13 protein-coding genes are annotated in these 17,140 nt (G+C 64.0%); all 13 read left to right on the top strand.

Translation table 11 applies throughout. From position 1 onward, the window contains the following. The first annotated feature begins 330 nt into the window (after positions 1-330). The 13 genes from eccB (at position 331) to OG828_RS14835 (ending at position 17,094) form a co-directional block, all read left to right on the top strand. Positions 331-1,902 carry a type VII secretion protein EccB gene (gene eccB / locus OG828_RS14895; protein ID WP_328501404.1) on the top strand — a complete coding sequence of 524 codons (1,572 nt, stop codon included), beginning with the start codon at positions 331-333 and terminating at the stop codon, positions 1,900-1,902. Positions 1,903-2,133: 231 nt separating this feature from the next. Next, entirely contained in the window at positions 2,134-2,445 is a 312-nt protein-coding gene (locus OG828_RS14890; RefSeq protein WP_210579049.1) for a WXG100 family type VII secretion target, read from the top strand. A 149-nt stretch (positions 2,446-2,594) separates the two neighbouring features. Beyond that, the gene (locus OG828_RS14885) at positions 2,595-2,885 is read left to right on the top strand and encodes a WXG100 family type VII secretion target (protein WP_210579052.1); all 291 of its coding nucleotides are present in this window, start codon (positions 2,595-2,597) and stop codon (positions 2,883-2,885) included. Between the two features lie 322 nt (positions 2,886-3,207). Then, the gene (gene mycP / locus OG828_RS14880; RefSeq protein ID WP_328438228.1) at positions 3,208-4,476 is read left to right on the top strand and encodes a type VII secretion-associated serine protease mycosin; all 1,269 of its coding nucleotides are present in this window, start codon (positions 3,208-3,210) and stop codon (positions 4,474-4,476) included. Between the two features lie 116 nt (positions 4,477-4,592). Further along, the gene (locus tag OG828_RS14875; RefSeq protein ID WP_328501403.1) at positions 4,593-4,931 is read left to right on the top strand and encodes a hypothetical protein; all 339 of its coding nucleotides are present in this window, start codon (positions 4,593-4,595) and stop codon (positions 4,929-4,931) included. 38 nt (positions 4,932-4,969) lie between these two features. Beyond that, positions 4,970-6,412: a hypothetical protein gene (locus tag OG828_RS14870; RefSeq protein ID WP_328501402.1), complete on the top strand. Its 1,443-nt coding sequence runs from the start codon at positions 4,970-4,972 to the stop codon at positions 6,410-6,412. 124 nt (positions 6,413-6,536) lie between these two features. Then, positions 6,537-7,838: a type VII secretion-associated serine protease mycosin gene (gene mycP / locus OG828_RS14865; protein WP_328501401.1), complete on the top strand. Its 1,302-nt coding sequence runs from the start codon at positions 6,537-6,539 to the stop codon at positions 7,836-7,838. Positions 7,839-8,038: 200 nt separating this feature from the next. Next, on the top strand, positions 8,039-9,391 hold the full coding sequence (gene mycP, locus OG828_RS14860) for a type VII secretion-associated serine protease mycosin (RefSeq protein ID WP_328504871.1): 1,353 nt from the start codon (positions 8,039-8,041) through the stop codon (positions 9,389-9,391). Positions 9,392-9,647: 256 nt separating this feature from the next. Next, positions 9,648-10,886 (top strand): IS256 family transposase, encoded by a 1,239-nt coding sequence (locus tag OG828_RS14855; protein ID WP_328500641.1) that lies wholly within the window; start codon positions 9,648-9,650, stop codon positions 10,884-10,886. Positions 10,887-13,195: 2,309 nt separating this feature from the next. Beyond that, positions 13,196-13,744: a hypothetical protein gene (locus OG828_RS14850; protein WP_328501400.1), complete on the top strand. Its 549-nt coding sequence runs from the start codon at positions 13,196-13,198 to the stop codon at positions 13,742-13,744. A 457-nt stretch (positions 13,745-14,201) separates the two neighbouring features. Then, on the top strand, positions 14,202-14,567 hold the full coding sequence (locus tag OG828_RS14845) for a hypothetical protein (protein WP_328501399.1): 366 nt from the start codon (positions 14,202-14,204) through the stop codon (positions 14,565-14,567). Next, positions 14,564-15,688, top strand: a complete 1,125-nt coding sequence (locus tag OG828_RS14840) for a WXG100 family type VII secretion target (RefSeq protein ID WP_328501398.1) — start codon at positions 14,564-14,566, stop codon at positions 15,686-15,688. Before OG828_RS14845 ends, OG828_RS14840 begins: the two co-directional genes overlap by 4 nt. Beyond that, the gene (locus OG828_RS14835) at positions 15,688-17,094 is read left to right on the top strand and encodes a hypothetical protein (RefSeq protein ID WP_328501397.1); all 1,407 of its coding nucleotides are present in this window, start codon (positions 15,688-15,690) and stop codon (positions 17,092-17,094) included. Before OG828_RS14840 ends, OG828_RS14835 begins: the two co-directional genes overlap by 1 nt. The last annotated feature ends 46 nt before the right edge of the window (positions 17,095-17,140 follow it).

Here is a 17,140-nt window from a genome sequence, read left to right as displayed (position 1 = left end):
ACGGACGGCACAGCGGCGCAGGGGACACCGACACCGGGTGGCCAGCCTCGCACGGACCGGCCCCGCATGGTGGAGCGCTGTCGTGAAGCTCTGTGAAGATGATCTGTGAAGATGCGGAGACGGCCGTACCCTGATGGACCGCCGCATCGCGGCGCAGGGCATAGTAGGTGCCTGCTCGGCCGGAGCGGCGGCCTCGCGTACCACGGTCAGGCCTCACGATTCGCGGCAGGCACGACATCCGCGGTCAGGCAGGACCGGACACGACTGGCGCGACACGACCGGGCGCGGTCGAGCACCATCGGGGACCAGAATTCGGGAGACACGGGGACCATGGCAAAGCAGCGTCGGGATGAGCTCGCCGCCTACACGTTCGCTCGCAAGCGCACCGTCGCGGCGTTTCTGGCGCCGTCCCCGGGAGGCTCCGAAGAAGGCGCACCGCGTCCGGTTCGTACCGTGATGCCCAGCCTGGCGGTGGGCGTCGTGCTGGTGATCGGCTTCATCGCCTGGGGCGTGATCAAGCCCAGCGCGCCCAAGGGCTGGAACACTCCCGGCGAGTACATCATCGTCGACAGCGACTCCACGACGCGCTACGTCGTCCTCAACGACGAGACGTCGACCGGCAAGAAGACCAAGACGCTGCACCCCGTCCTCAACTACGCCTCCGCCAAGCTCCTCCTGGACAAGGGCAAGGGCAGCGTCATCGAGGTACCCGGCAAGGAGATCGACAAGAGCGGCATCCCGCACGGCGCGACCCTCGGCATTCCGTACGCCCCCGACCGGCTGCCCGCCAAGGCCGACGCGGAGAAGGCGAAGACCTGGGCGGTGTGCGAGCGCCCGGCCTCCGGCTCCGGCACGGACGACGCCATCGACCGTGCCGTCTTCGTCCTCGACTCCGACGACGCGAAGTCGCTGGCCGGCGCGGGCAAGGTCGACCCGCGCGAGGCCCTGTACGTCACGGACCCCAAGACCGACCAGGAATTCCTGGTCGACGGCAAGGGCAACCGCTTCCTGCTGGGCGGCCCCTCGGGTCTCGACGAGACCACCATGGAGCAGCTGCGCGCCGCGGTCATCGGCACCACGTCCGAGCCCCAGCCGGTGAGCCAGGAGTGGCTGCGCACCCTCAACGAGGGCGGGGTCATCACCTTCCCGACGGTTCCGTCCGCCGGCGAGACGACCGCGGTCCAGGGACTCCCCGCCGAGGTGAGCACCGTGGGGCAGGTCCTCAAGGCACAAGAGGCGCAGGGCCCGCAGTTCTACGTCGTCCTCCAAGACGAGATCGCCCGCATCACGCCGTTCGTCGCCGCGCTGCTCCAGGTGAAGGACGGGGTCGACCCCATCGACGTCGACACCCGCGACATCATCGAGGCCAACGGCGGCCCCGCGGACAAGTTCTACGCGGACAAGGGCTGGCCCGAGACGGTTCCGCGCCAGGCCAACCCCGCGGCCACCGCGACCGGCGAGGCCCTCAACACCTCGTGCAGCGTCTACGACGGCACGATCGGCGCGGACAGCAAGCCCCAGCTCGCCGCCTGGGCCGGAACGGCGTACCCCAAGAAGGTCGTCGCCGAATCGCTGAGCGCCTACGTCTCCTCCGGCTCGGGCCTCCTCTTCCAGGAGGTCACCGGTGCGGCGGGCGGCGGCGGTGCGACGTATCTGCTGACGGACACGGGTCTGCGGTACTCGCTGCCGACGAACAACGACAGCGAGGCGGAGGGAACCGATGGGGGCCCGTCCTCGTCGGAGGGCGAGTCCGGCGACGAGAGCGAGACGGCGAAGGCGCGTACGCGGCTGGGCTACGAGGACGTATCCAACCCGGCGTTCGTCCCGCAAACTTGGGCGACATTCATCCCGAAGGGTCCCACTCTGGACACGGGCAGCGCGGCGCAGCCGCAGAGCCAGTGACGTGCGGAGGGGCGTGCCGAGTAGGGCACCAACGGGCTTGCGAGCGAGGGGACTTGACCGTTACGGTCCACCCGCGCATCGCGCGTGTGTGTGAATGCTGTAACTGAAACACCTTGCCTGTGGGTATGAGACAGGCGGAGGATAGAGTGCTTCCAGCGTTCACGAACGGAACGCAACTCCGGGACTGGTAAGGGTTTCCCGGATCAACGACGACATGGGGGAAGGTTCAACATGGCCGGCCAGTTCCGGGTAACAGAGGACGAACTGACCAAGCTCTCCGGTGACATCACCACGGTGAACGGTCAGCTGCAGGGCGAGGTCCGCCGTCTCAACGGAGTGATCGACCAGATCACCGGCGGCTGGCAGGGCCAGGCGGCCCAGTCGTATCGCCAGCTCCAGGAGCGCTGGAACGCGGACGCGAAGAGGATGAACGACATCCTCAACGACATCAAGGAAGCCGTGGACTCCACGCGGAGCAACTACACCGCGTCGGAAGAGCAGCAGAACTCCGAGATCAGCAAGATCATGTCGGACTTCGGCTGATCGAGCCGTAGGGCAGCGGCTTGGCCGCTTCGGCGCGGCGCTGCCCATCTCTACAGCTTCTCTGCATCCCACCGATTTCCGCAGACTCTTCCTGAGTTGGACTCTTCCTGAGTCGGACTCGTCCTGAGTCGCACTCTTCCTGAAAGGGAATGACGATGTCGATCCTCGTCAATTACGCAACCATCACCAACGCTTCCACGGACGTGAAGACGACCGCCGGACGCATCAAGCAGCAGCTCGACGACCTCGAGGCCGCGGTCAAGCGCGTCGCCAACTCCTGGGAAGGCGAGGCGCAGGAGGGTTACCAGCGCAAGCAGCGCGAGTGGGACCGCACCGCCGCCGACCTGCACGCGACCCTGCTGAAGATCTCGACGGCCCTGCAGAGCGCGGCCGACAACTACCAGGCCACCGAGAAGAGCAACGCCAACACCTGGGGCTGAGCCCGTCGACGGCCCGAGGGGCATGCGTGAATGCGGAGGATCGGCCCAGCAGACGCGAAGGCGTCGGCTGGGCCGCCCCTTTCTGGGGGGCAGCACACACCGCGTCCCCCGAATCTTCACATCCGGGGACGGGCCGTTAACGCGCGTGCTTCAGCGTCGGAGTTTCGCAGTGCCTTCGCGTGTCTTTGCAGTCTCGAAGTCAACGAAGCGGGCGCGGCGGACGTAGTAATCGAGTGAGCCAAGTAGCAGTCGAAGCAAGCCGGCAAGCGAGCAGCCAACAAGTGAGCATGCGGGTGAGCAAGGAAGCCCTGGGAGCCTGGAGATGAGGGGCCTGGACGTGGAGGGCCTGACAGCCCGTTCGCGCAGCGGCAAGAGTGGAACCCGCGCACTGCAGCGGGCCTTTGGCGTGCTCGCGGCGATGGGAATCTGCCTGGCATCCGCTCCACCGGCACTGGCGTCCGACAACTCGGGCAATCCAGACTTCGGCCTGTCGGCCAGCTCGGAGTGCGTCTTCGGCGGCGACGTCATCAAGTCCACGCCGTGGTCACTCCAACGTGTCCTCCTGGACCAACTCCGCGAACAGGCGACGGGCAAGGGCGTCACGGTGGCGGTGATCGACACCGGCGTCGACGACTCGAACCCCCAACTCCGCGGAGCGGTGGGAGGCGGCAAGTCCTACGTAGGCGGCTCCGCCACCGACGACTTGGAAGGCCACGGCACCCGGGTAGCGGGCATCATCGCCGCACGCCCCCTGAAGGGCACGGGCTTCGTGGGCATCGCCCCGGAAGCCAAGCTCCTTTCCTACCGCTACACCGGCGGAGAGGAGAAGGAGGGCAACTCGGGCACCATGGCCTCCGCCATCAACGCCGCGGTCACCGCGGGCGCCGACATCATCAACATCTCCTCCGACACCGCGGACAAGTCCGACAACTTGATCCTGGGGACGGCCGTGGCGAACGCGGTGCGCGAGGGCGCCCTGATCGTCGCTGCCGCCGGCAACGACGGCGCGGACGGCAAGTCGGCGAACACCTATCCGGCTTCCTACGACGGCGTCCTCGCGGTAGCAGCCTCCGACCGCAACGACGAACGCGCCTTCTTCTCCCAGTCCGGCGACTTCGTCGACATCGCCGCCCCGGGCGTCGGCATGGTCTCCACGGTCCCGCAGGGCGGGCAGTGCACCGCGGACGGCACCAGCTTTGCGGCGCCGTATGTCGCGGGCGTGGCTGCTTTGCTGAAACAGAAGCACCCGGACTGGAAGGCATCCCAAATCGCGACCCGTCTCGAGGAGACGGCTCAGCGGCCGGGGCGGGGGCCCAATCGGTTCATCGGGTGGGGCGTTGTGGATCCGGTCGCTGCGTTGTCGGACGATTCGACGCCGGCGACTTCTCCGAAGCCGGATCCGGTCGTGGCGGCGGGTGGGGGCGGGGTCGTTCCCATGGCGGTGACTATGGGGGAGACCGAGGCTGAGCGGGACCGTCGTATCGCCATGTATGTCTTGGGCGTTGGGGCGGCTCTGGCGTTGGTGGTTGCGGGGGGTGGGGTGGCTGTACGGGACTGGCAGGCTCGGCGGGGTGGTCGGGCTGGTGGGTAGTAGTAGTGGTGGTGGTGCGGGTTGGGCGATGGCTTCGGCACCTTGGGCACCGCACCGCGTGGGTGCGCTGACAACTTGACGAACAGGGGAGAGGACAACGGGGTATGAGTAACGGGATGCGGGTCGATCTGAGCGCGCTGGATGAGGTCATCCGGAAGCTCTGGACGTTGTTGGACGACATGGACAAGGCCGGGCAGACGTCGCGGTATAACACGGAGATCCCGATGGACGCGTTCGGGAACTCTTGCCTCTTTTTGGAGGCGGGCGATCTGCACACGGCTCACAAAAACATGAAGACCGATCTTGAGAAGGCGATCCAGAGTCTGCACGAGTTGATCGACAAGTTCGGCAAGAGCACCTCCAAGGTCAAGGACAAGTACACCGAGCAGGAGTACGCGAACAAGAACCAAATGGGTGGTGACACGGGAGGCTCGAGCGGCTCGTATGCAAAGTAGTCCGATCGAGAATCACCTATTAGAGGGAGGAGTTCAAAATGGCCGGTGAAAAGGACCTGCCCCAGCCCGAGATCGTGAATGACACCTGCGTTGCGGATCCTGGGCGTCCTCAGACCAGGACTCAATTCATCGATTACTCGCTCAAAGAGCTCAAGCAGATGCTTGACCTCACCAACCCGGGCGCGATCGAGGAGGCTGGACGCAACTGGGGCAAAGTCGATGAGCTTCTTTCCGGTGGTGAAGGTGGCGGCATCGCTGGCCTGCTCGACAAGGCGATCGACAACGTCCTGGAGCACTGGGAGGGCGAGGCGGCCCAGAGTTTCGAGAAGAAGGCTCGAGAAATCTCTCAGAGCATCAGGAACGCAGCGTGGCACGCCGATCTCAACCGCTCCCAGATGGCTGACGCCGGCTCGCAGCTGCGCAGGTTCAAGGCACAGTTGGACCAGATCGAGGAGCCCAGCGGTTGGGCCAAGGTCGGTGACGCTCTGAGCGACTGGAAATGGGACAATGGCGAAGCAGTGGCTAGCGATCTCAAGGACCGGAAGCTGACCGCTGCGGAAGTAGCGGAAATCAACGAGGGTAAGATCGGCGCAAGCCGAGAGGCCCAGCTCAATGGTGTCGCTGTCATGGAGAACCTGGGTGCTCAGTACATGCGCATCACTGGGAATCTACAAAGGAATCGGGTGATCCAACACCCCGACGGCACCATCAAGGAGCCGAGCCGCGATGTGGAATACCCGCCGCCGGTCGTCTCCCCCGGTGCTGGTGCGTCCGGACCGGGCACTTCGGGATCGGGTAGTAGGCCGTGGAGCGCAGGTCCGACCACAAGCGTCAAGCAGGCTCCAACGGGGCCCCGTGACCAGGGCATCACAGGAGGCGCACAGCTCCCGATCAGCAAGACGAAGGTGGACAGCATCTCCCCGGGTCTGACGGGGCCTGGTCCCGGCACTGGCACTGGGGGCCCCGGCGTCGGCGGGGGCGGGGTTGGGACCGGCGGAGCTCAGGGCCCGGGCATCGTGGCTACTGGTGGAGGGACCGGCGTCGGACGCGGCACGGCCGGACGCGGCGGCATCGGTGTCCCGGGCGGCGGTCGCGCCGGTGGTACTGGGGCAGCAGCAGGTCGCGGTGCCGGAGGTCGAACGGGTATGGGCGGTATGGGTGGCGCGGGAGCGGGCGCAGCTGGCCGAGGCGGCGCCGGAGCTGGTGGACGTGGAGCCCTAGCGAAGTCCCGTGGCGGTGTGGTCGGAGCAGCCAAGGGCATCACAGGCAAGGGAGCCGGTGGCGGTGCGGGCCTGCACGGCAGCCGCGGCGGAACCCAGCGCGGAGCAGGTGCAATGGCTGGCGGCATGGGCGGTCGCAACGGCCGACGGCCCAACGACGAGAATAGCCAGGGCGAGCGTCCCGACTACTTGGTCGAGGACGAAGAGACCTGGATCTCGGAAGAGGACCGCAACCGAAACGTACCGCGGACCATCGAGTAGGCACACGAGTGAGCCGCACGGAGCGAACGTGCGGCTCACTCGCATGAAGACTGGCGGAACCAGTCGTGGTTGAGTGAGGAGCAAAGAAGTGAGTTTCAAGCGAGTCTGGTCTACGGCGGGAGTCGTGACGCTGACAGGAGCTTTGCTCCTCACTATGGCCCCAACTGCATCGGCGGACTATGTCAGAGATGAGCAATGGCCGTTGAACGCGTTCGCAGCAGAAGACGTTTGGGCTGAGTCCGAGGGGGCTGGTGTCACCGTTGCTGTTGTCGACTCTGGAGTGGACGGCAGTCACCCTGATCTGACTGGTCAGGTCCTTGAGGGTAAGGACTTCACCGATGGCGGGGATGCTCAAGAGGACATCCTTGGCCACGGAACAAAGATGGCAAGTATTATCGCGGGCCACGGTCATGGTGCCGGAAACTCCTCTGGTGTGATCGGGCTCGCACCGAAAGCGAAGATTCTCCCCTTGCGTACGCTTCAGGAAGATTCTGATAGGAATCTTGATGAGACATGGGGAGCGGCTGTTCGATATGCGGTGGATAACGGCGCAAAGGTAATCAATCTCTCCATTGCAAACGATGGCGGTAAAACCCTGAGCGTCGGTCGCGATGCGATTGCGTATGCGCAGGCTCATGACGTCGTAGTTGTGGCAGGATCAGGAAATGACGGATATTCCACTGTGAGTGATCCGGGTGCGCTACCTGGTGTTGTCTCTGTCGGTGCCGTGGATGAAAAGGCTAACCTCTGGGAGGATTCAAATACGGGGAAGGGGCTAACGCTTACAGCTCCTGGTGTGGAAATCGTTGGTGCGAATCCGACGCAGTCCAACGGATATGGTGTGGGAAGCGGTACCTCAGACGCCACGGCCTATGTGTCCGCTGCTGTCGCTCTGGTCCGCTCCAAGTATCCCGAACTCTCCGCAGGTCAGGTAATCAACCGACTGATCAAGTCGGCCACCTTTGCGCACCATAAGGGGCTGAAGGCGCCCGACGAGGAATACGGCTACGGGATCGTCCGGCCCTACTCGGCGCTGACGATGGACATCCCCGCGGGCCTCAAGAAGAACCCTCTTGGCCAGCTCGACTCATCCTCCGTTTCCAGCCAGTCGTCCAAGGAAACGGACTCTTCCACCCAGGCCAAAAAGAAGAAGTCCTCCTCTAGCAATCTCGTCCTCATTGGCGGCATTGCAGCTGTCGTGGTCATCGGCGCGATTGCCTTCGTGGTAATCCGAAGCCGCCGCAACGGAGGTAACGGCGGACCCGGCCCCGGTGGCGGGACCCCCGCTTATGGCGCGGGCTACCCGCTCCAGACCTCGACGGGCCATCAGCCGTACCCCAACACAGCTCCCAACCAGGGGTACCCGCCTGCTGCCGGCCAGCACCCCAATCCCTACGCCCAACAACCCCCGCACCAAGGTCAGTAGGAGTGACCCAGTAGCGGCGGATCGTGCGTGAGCGTCGTCATCTTCGTACTCCCGACCGACGCTGTTGGGCACCGCCTGTGACGGCTGCTGGAATGTGGCGGACCCTCGAGTAGTCAAATCCGCGAGCCGCACGGAGTAACCGTGTGGCTCGTCTGCATGAAGACTGGCGGAGCCTGTCGTAGTTGAGCGAGGAGCAGAAAGTGCGTTTCAAGCGAGTCTGGTCTGCGGCGGGAGTCGCGGCATTGACAGGGGCTTTGCTCCTTACAGCGGCCCCAGGCGCCTCAGCGGACTACGTCAGGGATCAACAGTGGGTCTTGGATGTATTCGCGATGGAAGACACCTGGGCTGAGGCACAAGGGGAGGGGGTGACTGTTGCCGTAGTAGATTCCGGCGTGGACGGCAGTCACCCGGATCTAGCTGGACAGGTCCTTGAGGGTAAAGATTTCACTGGCGGAGGTAACCCCCAGAAGGACTTGGACGGTCATGGGACGAGCATGGCGAGCCTCATCGCTGCGCACGGCCACGGCGCCGGAAATGCGTCTGGCATGGTTGGGTTCGCACCAAAGGCAAAGATTTTGCCCCTTCGTGTCCTTCAGACACAGAAAGACCCTAATCATGATGAGACCTGGGCCGCGGCCGTTCGATACGCAGTGGACCATGCCGCGAAGGTAATCAATCTTTCTTTCGGTAACGATGGCGGCAAGACGCTAAGTGATGGTCGTGCAGCTATCGCGTATGCGCAAGCCCATGATGTCGTTGTTGTTGCGGGCGCAGGTAATGACGGATCCATTGCTGTCGACGAGCCAGCAGCACTGCCCGGGGTTGTTTCTGTGGGTGCTGTGGATAAGAACGCCAATCGCTGGGAAGGCTCCAACACTGGAAAGGAGCTTGTCCTAATGGCTCCCGGTGTCGAGATTCTCGCCGCGGATACGACTCTGTCGCCGCAATACAGTTTGTCAAATGGCACATCGGGTGCCACAGCCTATGTATCCGCTGCTGCCGCCTTGGTCCGCTCCAAGTTCCCTGACCTCACGGCCGGCCAAGTCATCAATCGCCTCATCAAATCGGCCTCGTTCCTCGGCCACAAGGGACTAGAAGCACCCGACGAAGAGTATGGCTACGGGATTATCCGCCCCCACCAGGCAGTGACGATGGATATTCCCGCTGGACCCAAGGAGAACCCTCTCGGCCAGCTCCAATCGTCCGACTCGACGTCCGGCAAGGCAGCCGAGGAAGCGAACGCCTCGACTCAGGTCACGAAGAAGTCTTCCTCCAGCAGCGTCCTCGTCCTCGCTGCCGGCATCGCAGCCATTGTGATCGTCGGTGCTATCGCCTTTGTGGTGATTCGCAACCGCCGCACCGGAGGCAACGGCGGTCCCGGCTCCGGCGGTGGAACTCCCGCTTATGGCATGGGCTACCCGCCCCAGCCCCGGGCGGGCCAACAGCCGTACCCCAACGCAGCTCCCAACCAGGGATACCCCACTGCTCCAGGCCAGTCCCCGCAGTACCCCAACCCCTACGCCCAACAACCCCCGCACCAAGGGCAGCGGTAGGAGTAACTCCCCGGAGTTTCCACCCACCCTGGCGATCAGCCAGCAGAGCGAACAATTCCGAGAAAGAGAAGGGATCTTCGTCAATGGGCGCCATCGTCCTTGTCGTCGGCATCATCGGCGTAGGTTGCGTCCAGGGAGATGGTGTACGGGTTCGACCTGATCCGGGGGTTTGCTCCGGCATCGGGATTGTGCCCGCATAGATGAACGGCCACCGGCTGATCTTCGAAGTGTCGAAGCCTCGAAGGAGATCAGCACGATGACCGCACCAGACAGTCTGCCCCTGCACGCCCTCGCCGAAGACAACCTCGCCGCGGCGAGTCCCGATCTGCTGCGCGCGATGGTCAAGACATTCGCCGACGCACTCATGTCCGCCGAAGCCGATGCCCTCTGCAACGCCGAATACGGGCAGGTCAGCGACGAACGCGTCAACCACCGCAACGGCTACCGCCCGCGCGAGTGGGACACCAGGGCCGGGACCGTCGAACTCGCCATTCCCAAACTGCGTCAGGGCAGTTACTTCCCGCACTGGCTCCTCGAACGCCGCCGACGGGCCGAGCAGGCTCTGATCAGCGTGGTCGCCACCGCCTACCTGCTCGGCGTCTCCACGCGCCGGGTCGAGAAGCTCGCCGAGTCCCTCGGCGTCACTCAACTGTCGAAGTCCCAGGTCAGCGCGATGGCCAAGCACCTGGACGACCAGGTTGCCGCGTTCCGCAACCGGCCCCTGGACCAAGGGCCTTACGCGTTCGTCTGGGTCGACGCGCTGACCCAGAAGGTCCGCGAGGGCGGCCGGATCATCAACGTCCACGCGCTGATCGCGGTCGGCGTCAACTCCGACGGCCACCGCGAGATCCTCGGCATCGACGTCGCCTCCAGCGAGGACGGTGCCGGCTGGCTGGCCTTCCTGCGATCCCTGGTCGCGCGCGGTCTGTCCGGCGTCCAACTGGTCGTCTCCGACGCCCATGCCGGCCTGGTCAACGCGATCGGCGCCACCCTGCCCGGCGCGAGCTGGCAGCGATGTCGTACGCACTACGCCCGCGCGCTGCTGAGCCAGGTCCCTAAGTCGGCCCAGCCGTGGGTGGCCACGCTGCTGCGGACCGTCTTCGAACAGCCCGACAGCGACGCAGTCCAGGCCCAGATGCGGCACGTCCTGGACGCTCTGGAGGCCAAGTTCCCCAAGGCCGCAGCCCACTTGGACACCGCCCAGCACGAACTCCTGGCGTTCACCGCGTTCCCGCGCGAGATCTGGCGGCAGATCTGGTCGAACAACCCGCAAGAACGCCTGAACAAGGAAATCCGGCGTCGCACCGACGTGGTCGGCATCTTCCCCGACCGCACTGCGCTGATCCGCCTGGTCGGCGCGGTCCTGGCCGAGCAGAACGACGAATGGACCGAAGCCCGCCGCTACATGGGGCGCGAACTCCTCGCCAAGGCCCGCCTCCACCCGATCGAGTCACAAACCGACGACACCGTCGTCCCGACCGAACTCACCGCCTAGCCTCAAAACGAGATCACCGAGTGGCCGTCAATACACCACTTCGGCGGACGTGACCTCGGCGTAGGAGCCGTAGTCGCCGCAGTCATCGTCTTCGCAGTAACCCGCAGCCGCCGATCATCCGGCAACGGCACCCCCGCCAACGGAACTTACCCGCAGAACATGGGCCACCCGCCTCAGCAGCCGATGTACCCGCCCGGACAACAGCCGTACCCCAACGCAGCCCCCAATCAGGGGTACCCCACTCCTCCGGGACAACCCCCGCAGAATCCCAACCCTTACCCCCAACAGCCCCCGTACCAGGGGCAGTGAGTCCCTGCACCAACGACATGCTGTTCATGCAGCCATCGGACTGGGAGAAGTTCGCCCGCGATCGTGAGCAGGCCGACCCTCGCGTCGCGCAAGCGCAGTAGGCCGGGCTGACCCAGCTGGTGGAGAAAGAACCGAACATGACCTACGCCTACTAGCCGCTACGGCACAGCGATGATGCCGGGACCCTCCCACTCGCCACGGGGTGCTGTTCGTGAATTCCGTCAGCCGTAGTAATTGGAAGATTCAGGCCAGCGCTCTGCCGGTTCTTGCGGCGTGCCTGGCCCGAATCTTCCAATCAGCGTCTGTTGGGTGAATTGACGAACGTCGTCCTCGCCGCGGTTACAGGGGCTGTCGTGATTTACCTGCATGGCGCGGTGAACGCCGGGGGAACGGGATCAGCAGCCAACCATTGACCATGTCGGCACCCGGCCCGTTCTAACGGGAACGGGGCATGCTACTCGAGAGAAGAGCGACCCTCTTCCGAGGGAGTTGCTCGTTCCTGCCGGTGGGCTGACATTCAGGAGAATCCATGACGAGTAATGATCGGCAAGTTCCCTCGACAGTGTCGAGTGCGCCGCTCCCGTCGGGGCAGTCAAGACTTCCGGCACCCCTGCACAAATGTGCCTTCGACCATCCAGAGACCCAGGCGGCGTGGGAGAAGACGTACCGCAAGTTGAGGCGGCGGCGGATGATGTGGTGGATTCTTTGCCTTCCTTCATTTATTGCGGTCAGTGCCCTCATGAGCCCGGACGTTGGTGAGACGGCTAACAAAATCGGGGGCTTCGCTCTGATCACCTGGGTCATTGGCTATCCCGCTGTTATTTATCTCAGCCACAAATCACTCGGCTGTGTCAGGCGGATGCGGCGCGTCTTGGAGACACACCCATGGCAGCTGGTCCCACAAGTGCGCAAGACCAAGCGTGCTGGGGAGGCATACACGGCAGCCGTCCAGCTCCAGTACGCCGAGCACGAGAGGCTGACCGGCCTCATGTCTGTGTGGAATCCAGTGAGGACGTACCGGCGGTGGCCCAAGGCCATGGAGTGCGGCGCTTGGTACGCGGGCGACACCTTTAACGCCCGGACCACGGCCAGCAAGGGACGCGGCGTCCTGACGCTTCCGGGCGTTGGGGACCTCTTGTCAGTGACACAACGCCCTGGAAATCACTGACGGGACCCATCGGCTGAACGGTTAGCCCCAGCGGCCTTCAATTTGTCCCGTCCGTCAACCGCGGTCTGCGGCATAGCCACATGGGTCACTTCGCTCCCCAACGGGAAATTCACGAGGCCCGGGGTTTTCTTCCGCCCACACTGTCTTCCCCGATGCCTCCCTCGCGTTCCCGTACGCCTCGGAGGTGGGCCAGGGCGCGTGGAAGGTGGCGTGAAGAGGTGGTGAGAGCGAACCTCTGGGATGCGATCTTGGTGATAACGTACCGGGGTTGGTTGCCAATGCGCCTGTGTACAGGCGGAGTTAGCAGGGGGGATCTTGCGGTGACTAATTTCGAAGTAGACCCCGAGATACTCACGAAGGGCGCGTCGGGCATTCTGGAATGTCTCACGCCGGTCGAGAAAGTGGACCTGGAGCCACTGGCCAAGCAGGGGTCCTCGATCGGGGTTGATTCGGCGACTGCGGCATAGGAGTTGCCCAATGGGACGATCAAGCGGGACCCCTGTGATCTGGCCATGTATGCGGGCTACAGGGTCGCCAAGAACGGCGTGAAGGGTGTTGTCAAGGATGTCACTGGCGCAGACCCGGCTGGCGCGGTCCAGGAAAGCCTCCTGGAGGACGCGCCGGGGGTGGCAGAGGAGCGTTCGAATACCACCAGCGCGCCGATCCACGGCGACTCGACGAGCGTACGGACGTGACTCCTTCGAGCCGCGGCCAGGACTGTGAGGAACGATTTCGGGTGAGCGCAACGGATCGGAACCGAGGGACACCCGCCGAGCGGGCAAGGGCGTTGGTGCCGGCAGGCGAGGTGCTACGTGGAGAGCACGGGGTCGCGTTGGCCGACAGGGCGCCGAAGGCCGGCTATTTGCGTCGCCCCCGCGCATTGCGATCCGAGAGCCGATCGCTCTGGAGCTGGTGCACCCTTCCCGTACGTGGGGCCGCGACCCTCATTTCCATCACCTGGAACCCGTTCGCGGCGTTCTTCGAAGCCGTCATGTGGCGTGAGGCGAAGAAGCCGGGCAGACCGTTCCAGGGCGGATGGGACAGCATGGCCGGTCAGCAGGCCTGCGCCATACTCCCTCGGACCAAGAACAGCACGGCCGTGATGATGCAGGTCACCGATCGCCATGTCCAGATTGTCTACGTGTCCCGCGCTCGCTCTTTCACGGGCGAACCCGGTCCGGTGGAGGTGGGGTGGGCAACGGATCTTCGCAACGTGTCCTACATCCGCGACCGAAGCGACGTGGTCGGCGGCGACCACGAAATCGGCTTTGTCGACGGGTCGTGGCGCTCGGTGCTTTTCGCGGGCCACGGCTGGAGCGGCATTGCGTCCGCCTTTCCGGTGCGGTTGAGCCACCTCGACCCGGTTCCGACCCAGGGGTGAGCAGGCAGCTGCGAACAGGCCGTGCGGCCAAGGCGCATCGTCGGCATGGGCCGCGGTGGCGACAGGCGTCGTGGTGAAGAAGAGAACGGGGGCGCGAGTTCCGACGACTTGGGCGAGGACGAAGAGATCTGCATCTCACAGGAAAGACCGTAACCGCAACGTGCCACGCAACATCGAATAGGCACATCTGAGCGAGTTGCACGGGACCTCTGTGGCGGCTCGCCCGTATGAAGGCTGGCGGAACCAGTCGTTGTTGAGTTGGGAGCAAGGAACATGGGTGCCAAGCGGGTCTGGTCGACGACGGGTGATGTGGCGTTGACGGGAACCAAGGCCAGTAGCGGAATCCCGGCCTCATCCAGCAGCGGGCTGAAAGAGCCGGTCGCGTCCCTTACGTGAGGCGATTCTCAACCGAGGTCCGGCCTGCCCGAGATCACCTTGTTTGCTCAGACGGCAGTACGTGCACGAACAGAACCAGGACAGTGAAGTGGCTGACGACGGAACCTCGTATTACGAACCCGGGGCAGGAAGGGATTTGGCCCGGAAGTTCGAGATGCAGGCATACGACCTGAGGGCATACCTCAAGAAGTTCGAGGAGGAGACAGGGGAAGAAGCGATCACTGATGGCTTCGGCGTCCTGACGGAATCGGAAGAGGTTACATCCGCTTACGTTTCTTACTCCACGGACGTTGCCCGCGCTATGAAGGTCGTGCAGGAGCACTTGGACAAGATCGCTGATGCCTTGCGAAAGGTAAACAGGGACACCGAAGTCACTGACGACGACCTCGCGGTTCTCTTCGGGAAGCATTCGGACGGTGACCGGTGAGCGGGAACGAGTCCGCGGCTGAAGAGATCATCGAACTCGGCATTGAGGTCATCAATCCTGGCGGTCGTCCTGATGAGTTGAAAGCTGCGGCCAAGGCGTGGCGACAGCTGAAGTCTGAAGTCGAAGGCATGGTCAAGGACCTGGACAAGGACGTCAAAGCCACCGTCGGGCACACCTGGCGTGGTGACGCGGCCAACGCCTTCCAAACTCATTGGGACGAGTTCGCCGCTGCGGTGCTGAGTGCGACGGACGACTTCGACGAGGTCGCTAAGGGCCTTGAAGACGCGGCCAAGAATATTGAGGAGGTCAATAAGGAGATTCACGACATCTACATCGAGATCGGTATCTCGATCGGCGTCTCAGTGGGCATGTCATTCCTGACGCTGGGTGTCTCGGCGGCAGTCGGCACAGCGCGAGTCACCATGTTGGTCACAAGGGCTCTCGATGCCGCAGGCCGACTGGGGCAGCTCCTGCGAGCGATCGCCACCGGGTTCCGAACCCTGTACAACTCGGGAAAGGCAGGGAGACTCGTAGCTGAAGGGCTGCTGAACTGGGCAGGTGGCACCGCTGGTGGCATGATTACCAGCCAACTCAGCGGCAAAGGCTGGGAATTCGGAACCAACATGGTCGGAGGCCTGACGGGCGCGACTGTCGGGACCGCCGCAGGCAAGGCCGTGACCGCAGCGGGCGGCAAGGAGATCCTTAGCGGGATGGCCGGGGGAGCGGCCGGAGGGATGTCGGGAGACTATCTGGACTCCCGCCGCAAGGGCGAGGAATTTGATATCAGGCAGAGCGCTGTCACCGGTATTGCCGGAGGCGCCGCTGGCGGACTAGGTGGCGGGGCCAGGGCGGTCGACAGGGGGCTCGATGACATGGCTCGGGGTCTGAGAAACGAGAACGACTTCGCCTACAGCGGGAACCGCCCGGAGCATCAGCAGACCGGAGTCGACGTTGCTTTCGGAGCCTCCACGCCCATAGCGGGCGGTGTTTCCGCGAACACTGCGAAGGAGGGGTTCGACGGCGTGGACAAGAGTACGGAAGACGCCCAGAAGACCGCTGAGCGGGGCGTCGAGGGCGACCACAAGACGGCAACGGACCGGATTCGCGAGGACTTCGGTTGATGATGCACACGGAAATGACTCGTACGCCTTTCAAGGCGTCCTCCAAGACCGGCGCGTGGTGCGCGGGGCTGGTTTTGACATCAGCGACGTCTGTGTTCGGACTGTGGCTGTTCGGCACTGCCCCAGAGCTTCGGCGGCAGATGGTTCTGGTTTCGCTTGGCACTGCGCTCATCTGCGTCGTGGCGATCGCGCTGCGTCAACGGTCGGCAGGGGGGCGACGTCCGTTCAATGAGGTCGCCGCTGCCGCAACTCAAGCTGCTGAACACACGCATGGCCCGATTGCGGAGGTGGCCTCGGTGCCACGGACGCTGCCTTCGAGGCGAGGTCAGCAGTTTCGAAGCCTTGCCTGGGTGATCGGGATCTCTACCGTACTTATGGCGGTTTTCGCCCTGACGGTGGGCAAACCCCAGAGGTCGGATCTGGTGGAGAGCATCCATTCGGTCGGAGCCGAATTCGGGATCTCGCGGGCGGAAAAGGTCAGTGATGTCCGGCGAAAGTCCTCAAGGGGCAAGGACCCCTATACGGCAACGGTGATCGTTCAACTGCCTGTCAAAGCTGGCGGTGAGCCTGTGATGGCAACGGTCAAGCCGACGACGAAGAAGCCGTTGAGCCCCGGCGACCCTGTGGAGGTGCTGTATGCGCCCGCACAGCCGCGGCTGGGAGCGGTAGCCGGCGACGAGCGTAGCCTCGGCTCGGAATTGCGTGGGGAAACGATGCCCGCGTACATGCGCTGGCTCTTCGTCGCCGCATGGATTCTGAGCTGCGTTGGCGCTGTCCGTCATGTGTCCTCGAAGCATGGTTTTCGCCGGTATTCACGTTTGGGCCAAGAAGACAAGGTCATCCGAGGGCAGTACACCCGTGTGGGTGGGCCTGGTACTGCTGGGCACGGATCGGAGGGGAAGGACGTCTACCTGGAGATCCGGACGGACGCCGGGTGGGTGCATTTCCGCGCAGGCGCTGGCAAGCACGCTCTACCAGGGCCAATGGAAGGCCAGCATCTCTGGCTGTGCTGGGACGCTCATCGAGGAGTGCGCGGTTCGCGGATCTCTCCGAGCAGGACGCCTGCGGCATTGGTATTCGACACAGGGCTCGTGGTGCATGGAATGGTGAGTGTTGACGAGGCACGATCGCTGAACGACCGCGGTGTCTCAGTTGAGAAACTCAGCCCTACTCTGCGAGAGAACCGGCCGGTTCGGCTGGTGGATTTTCGCTCCCAGTGGCCTCTCTTCGTCAGTTCATCGGTACTGCAGGCCAGCGTGGTGGTCATCGCTTGTGCTGCGTTGTTGACATTCGACGTGGCAACTGGGTGGCGATATGCCGCGGGAATCGTCGGTTTTCTCGGAGTGTTCGCGGCCGCTGGAGCGTATTTGACTGATGATGCTCCTACGAAGCAAGCCACAACATAGACGTAGTCGCGAATACCGTGAAGGCGTCTTATGCCCCGGTGGAAGA

Source organism: Streptomyces sp. NBC_00457, from assembly GCF_036014015.1.
Lineage (GTDB): Bacteria > Actinomycetota > Actinomycetes > Streptomycetales > Streptomycetaceae > Streptomyces.
The sequence above is the reverse complement of the archived record's forward strand: the minus strand, read 5'-3'. Positions and strand labels throughout refer to the sequence as shown.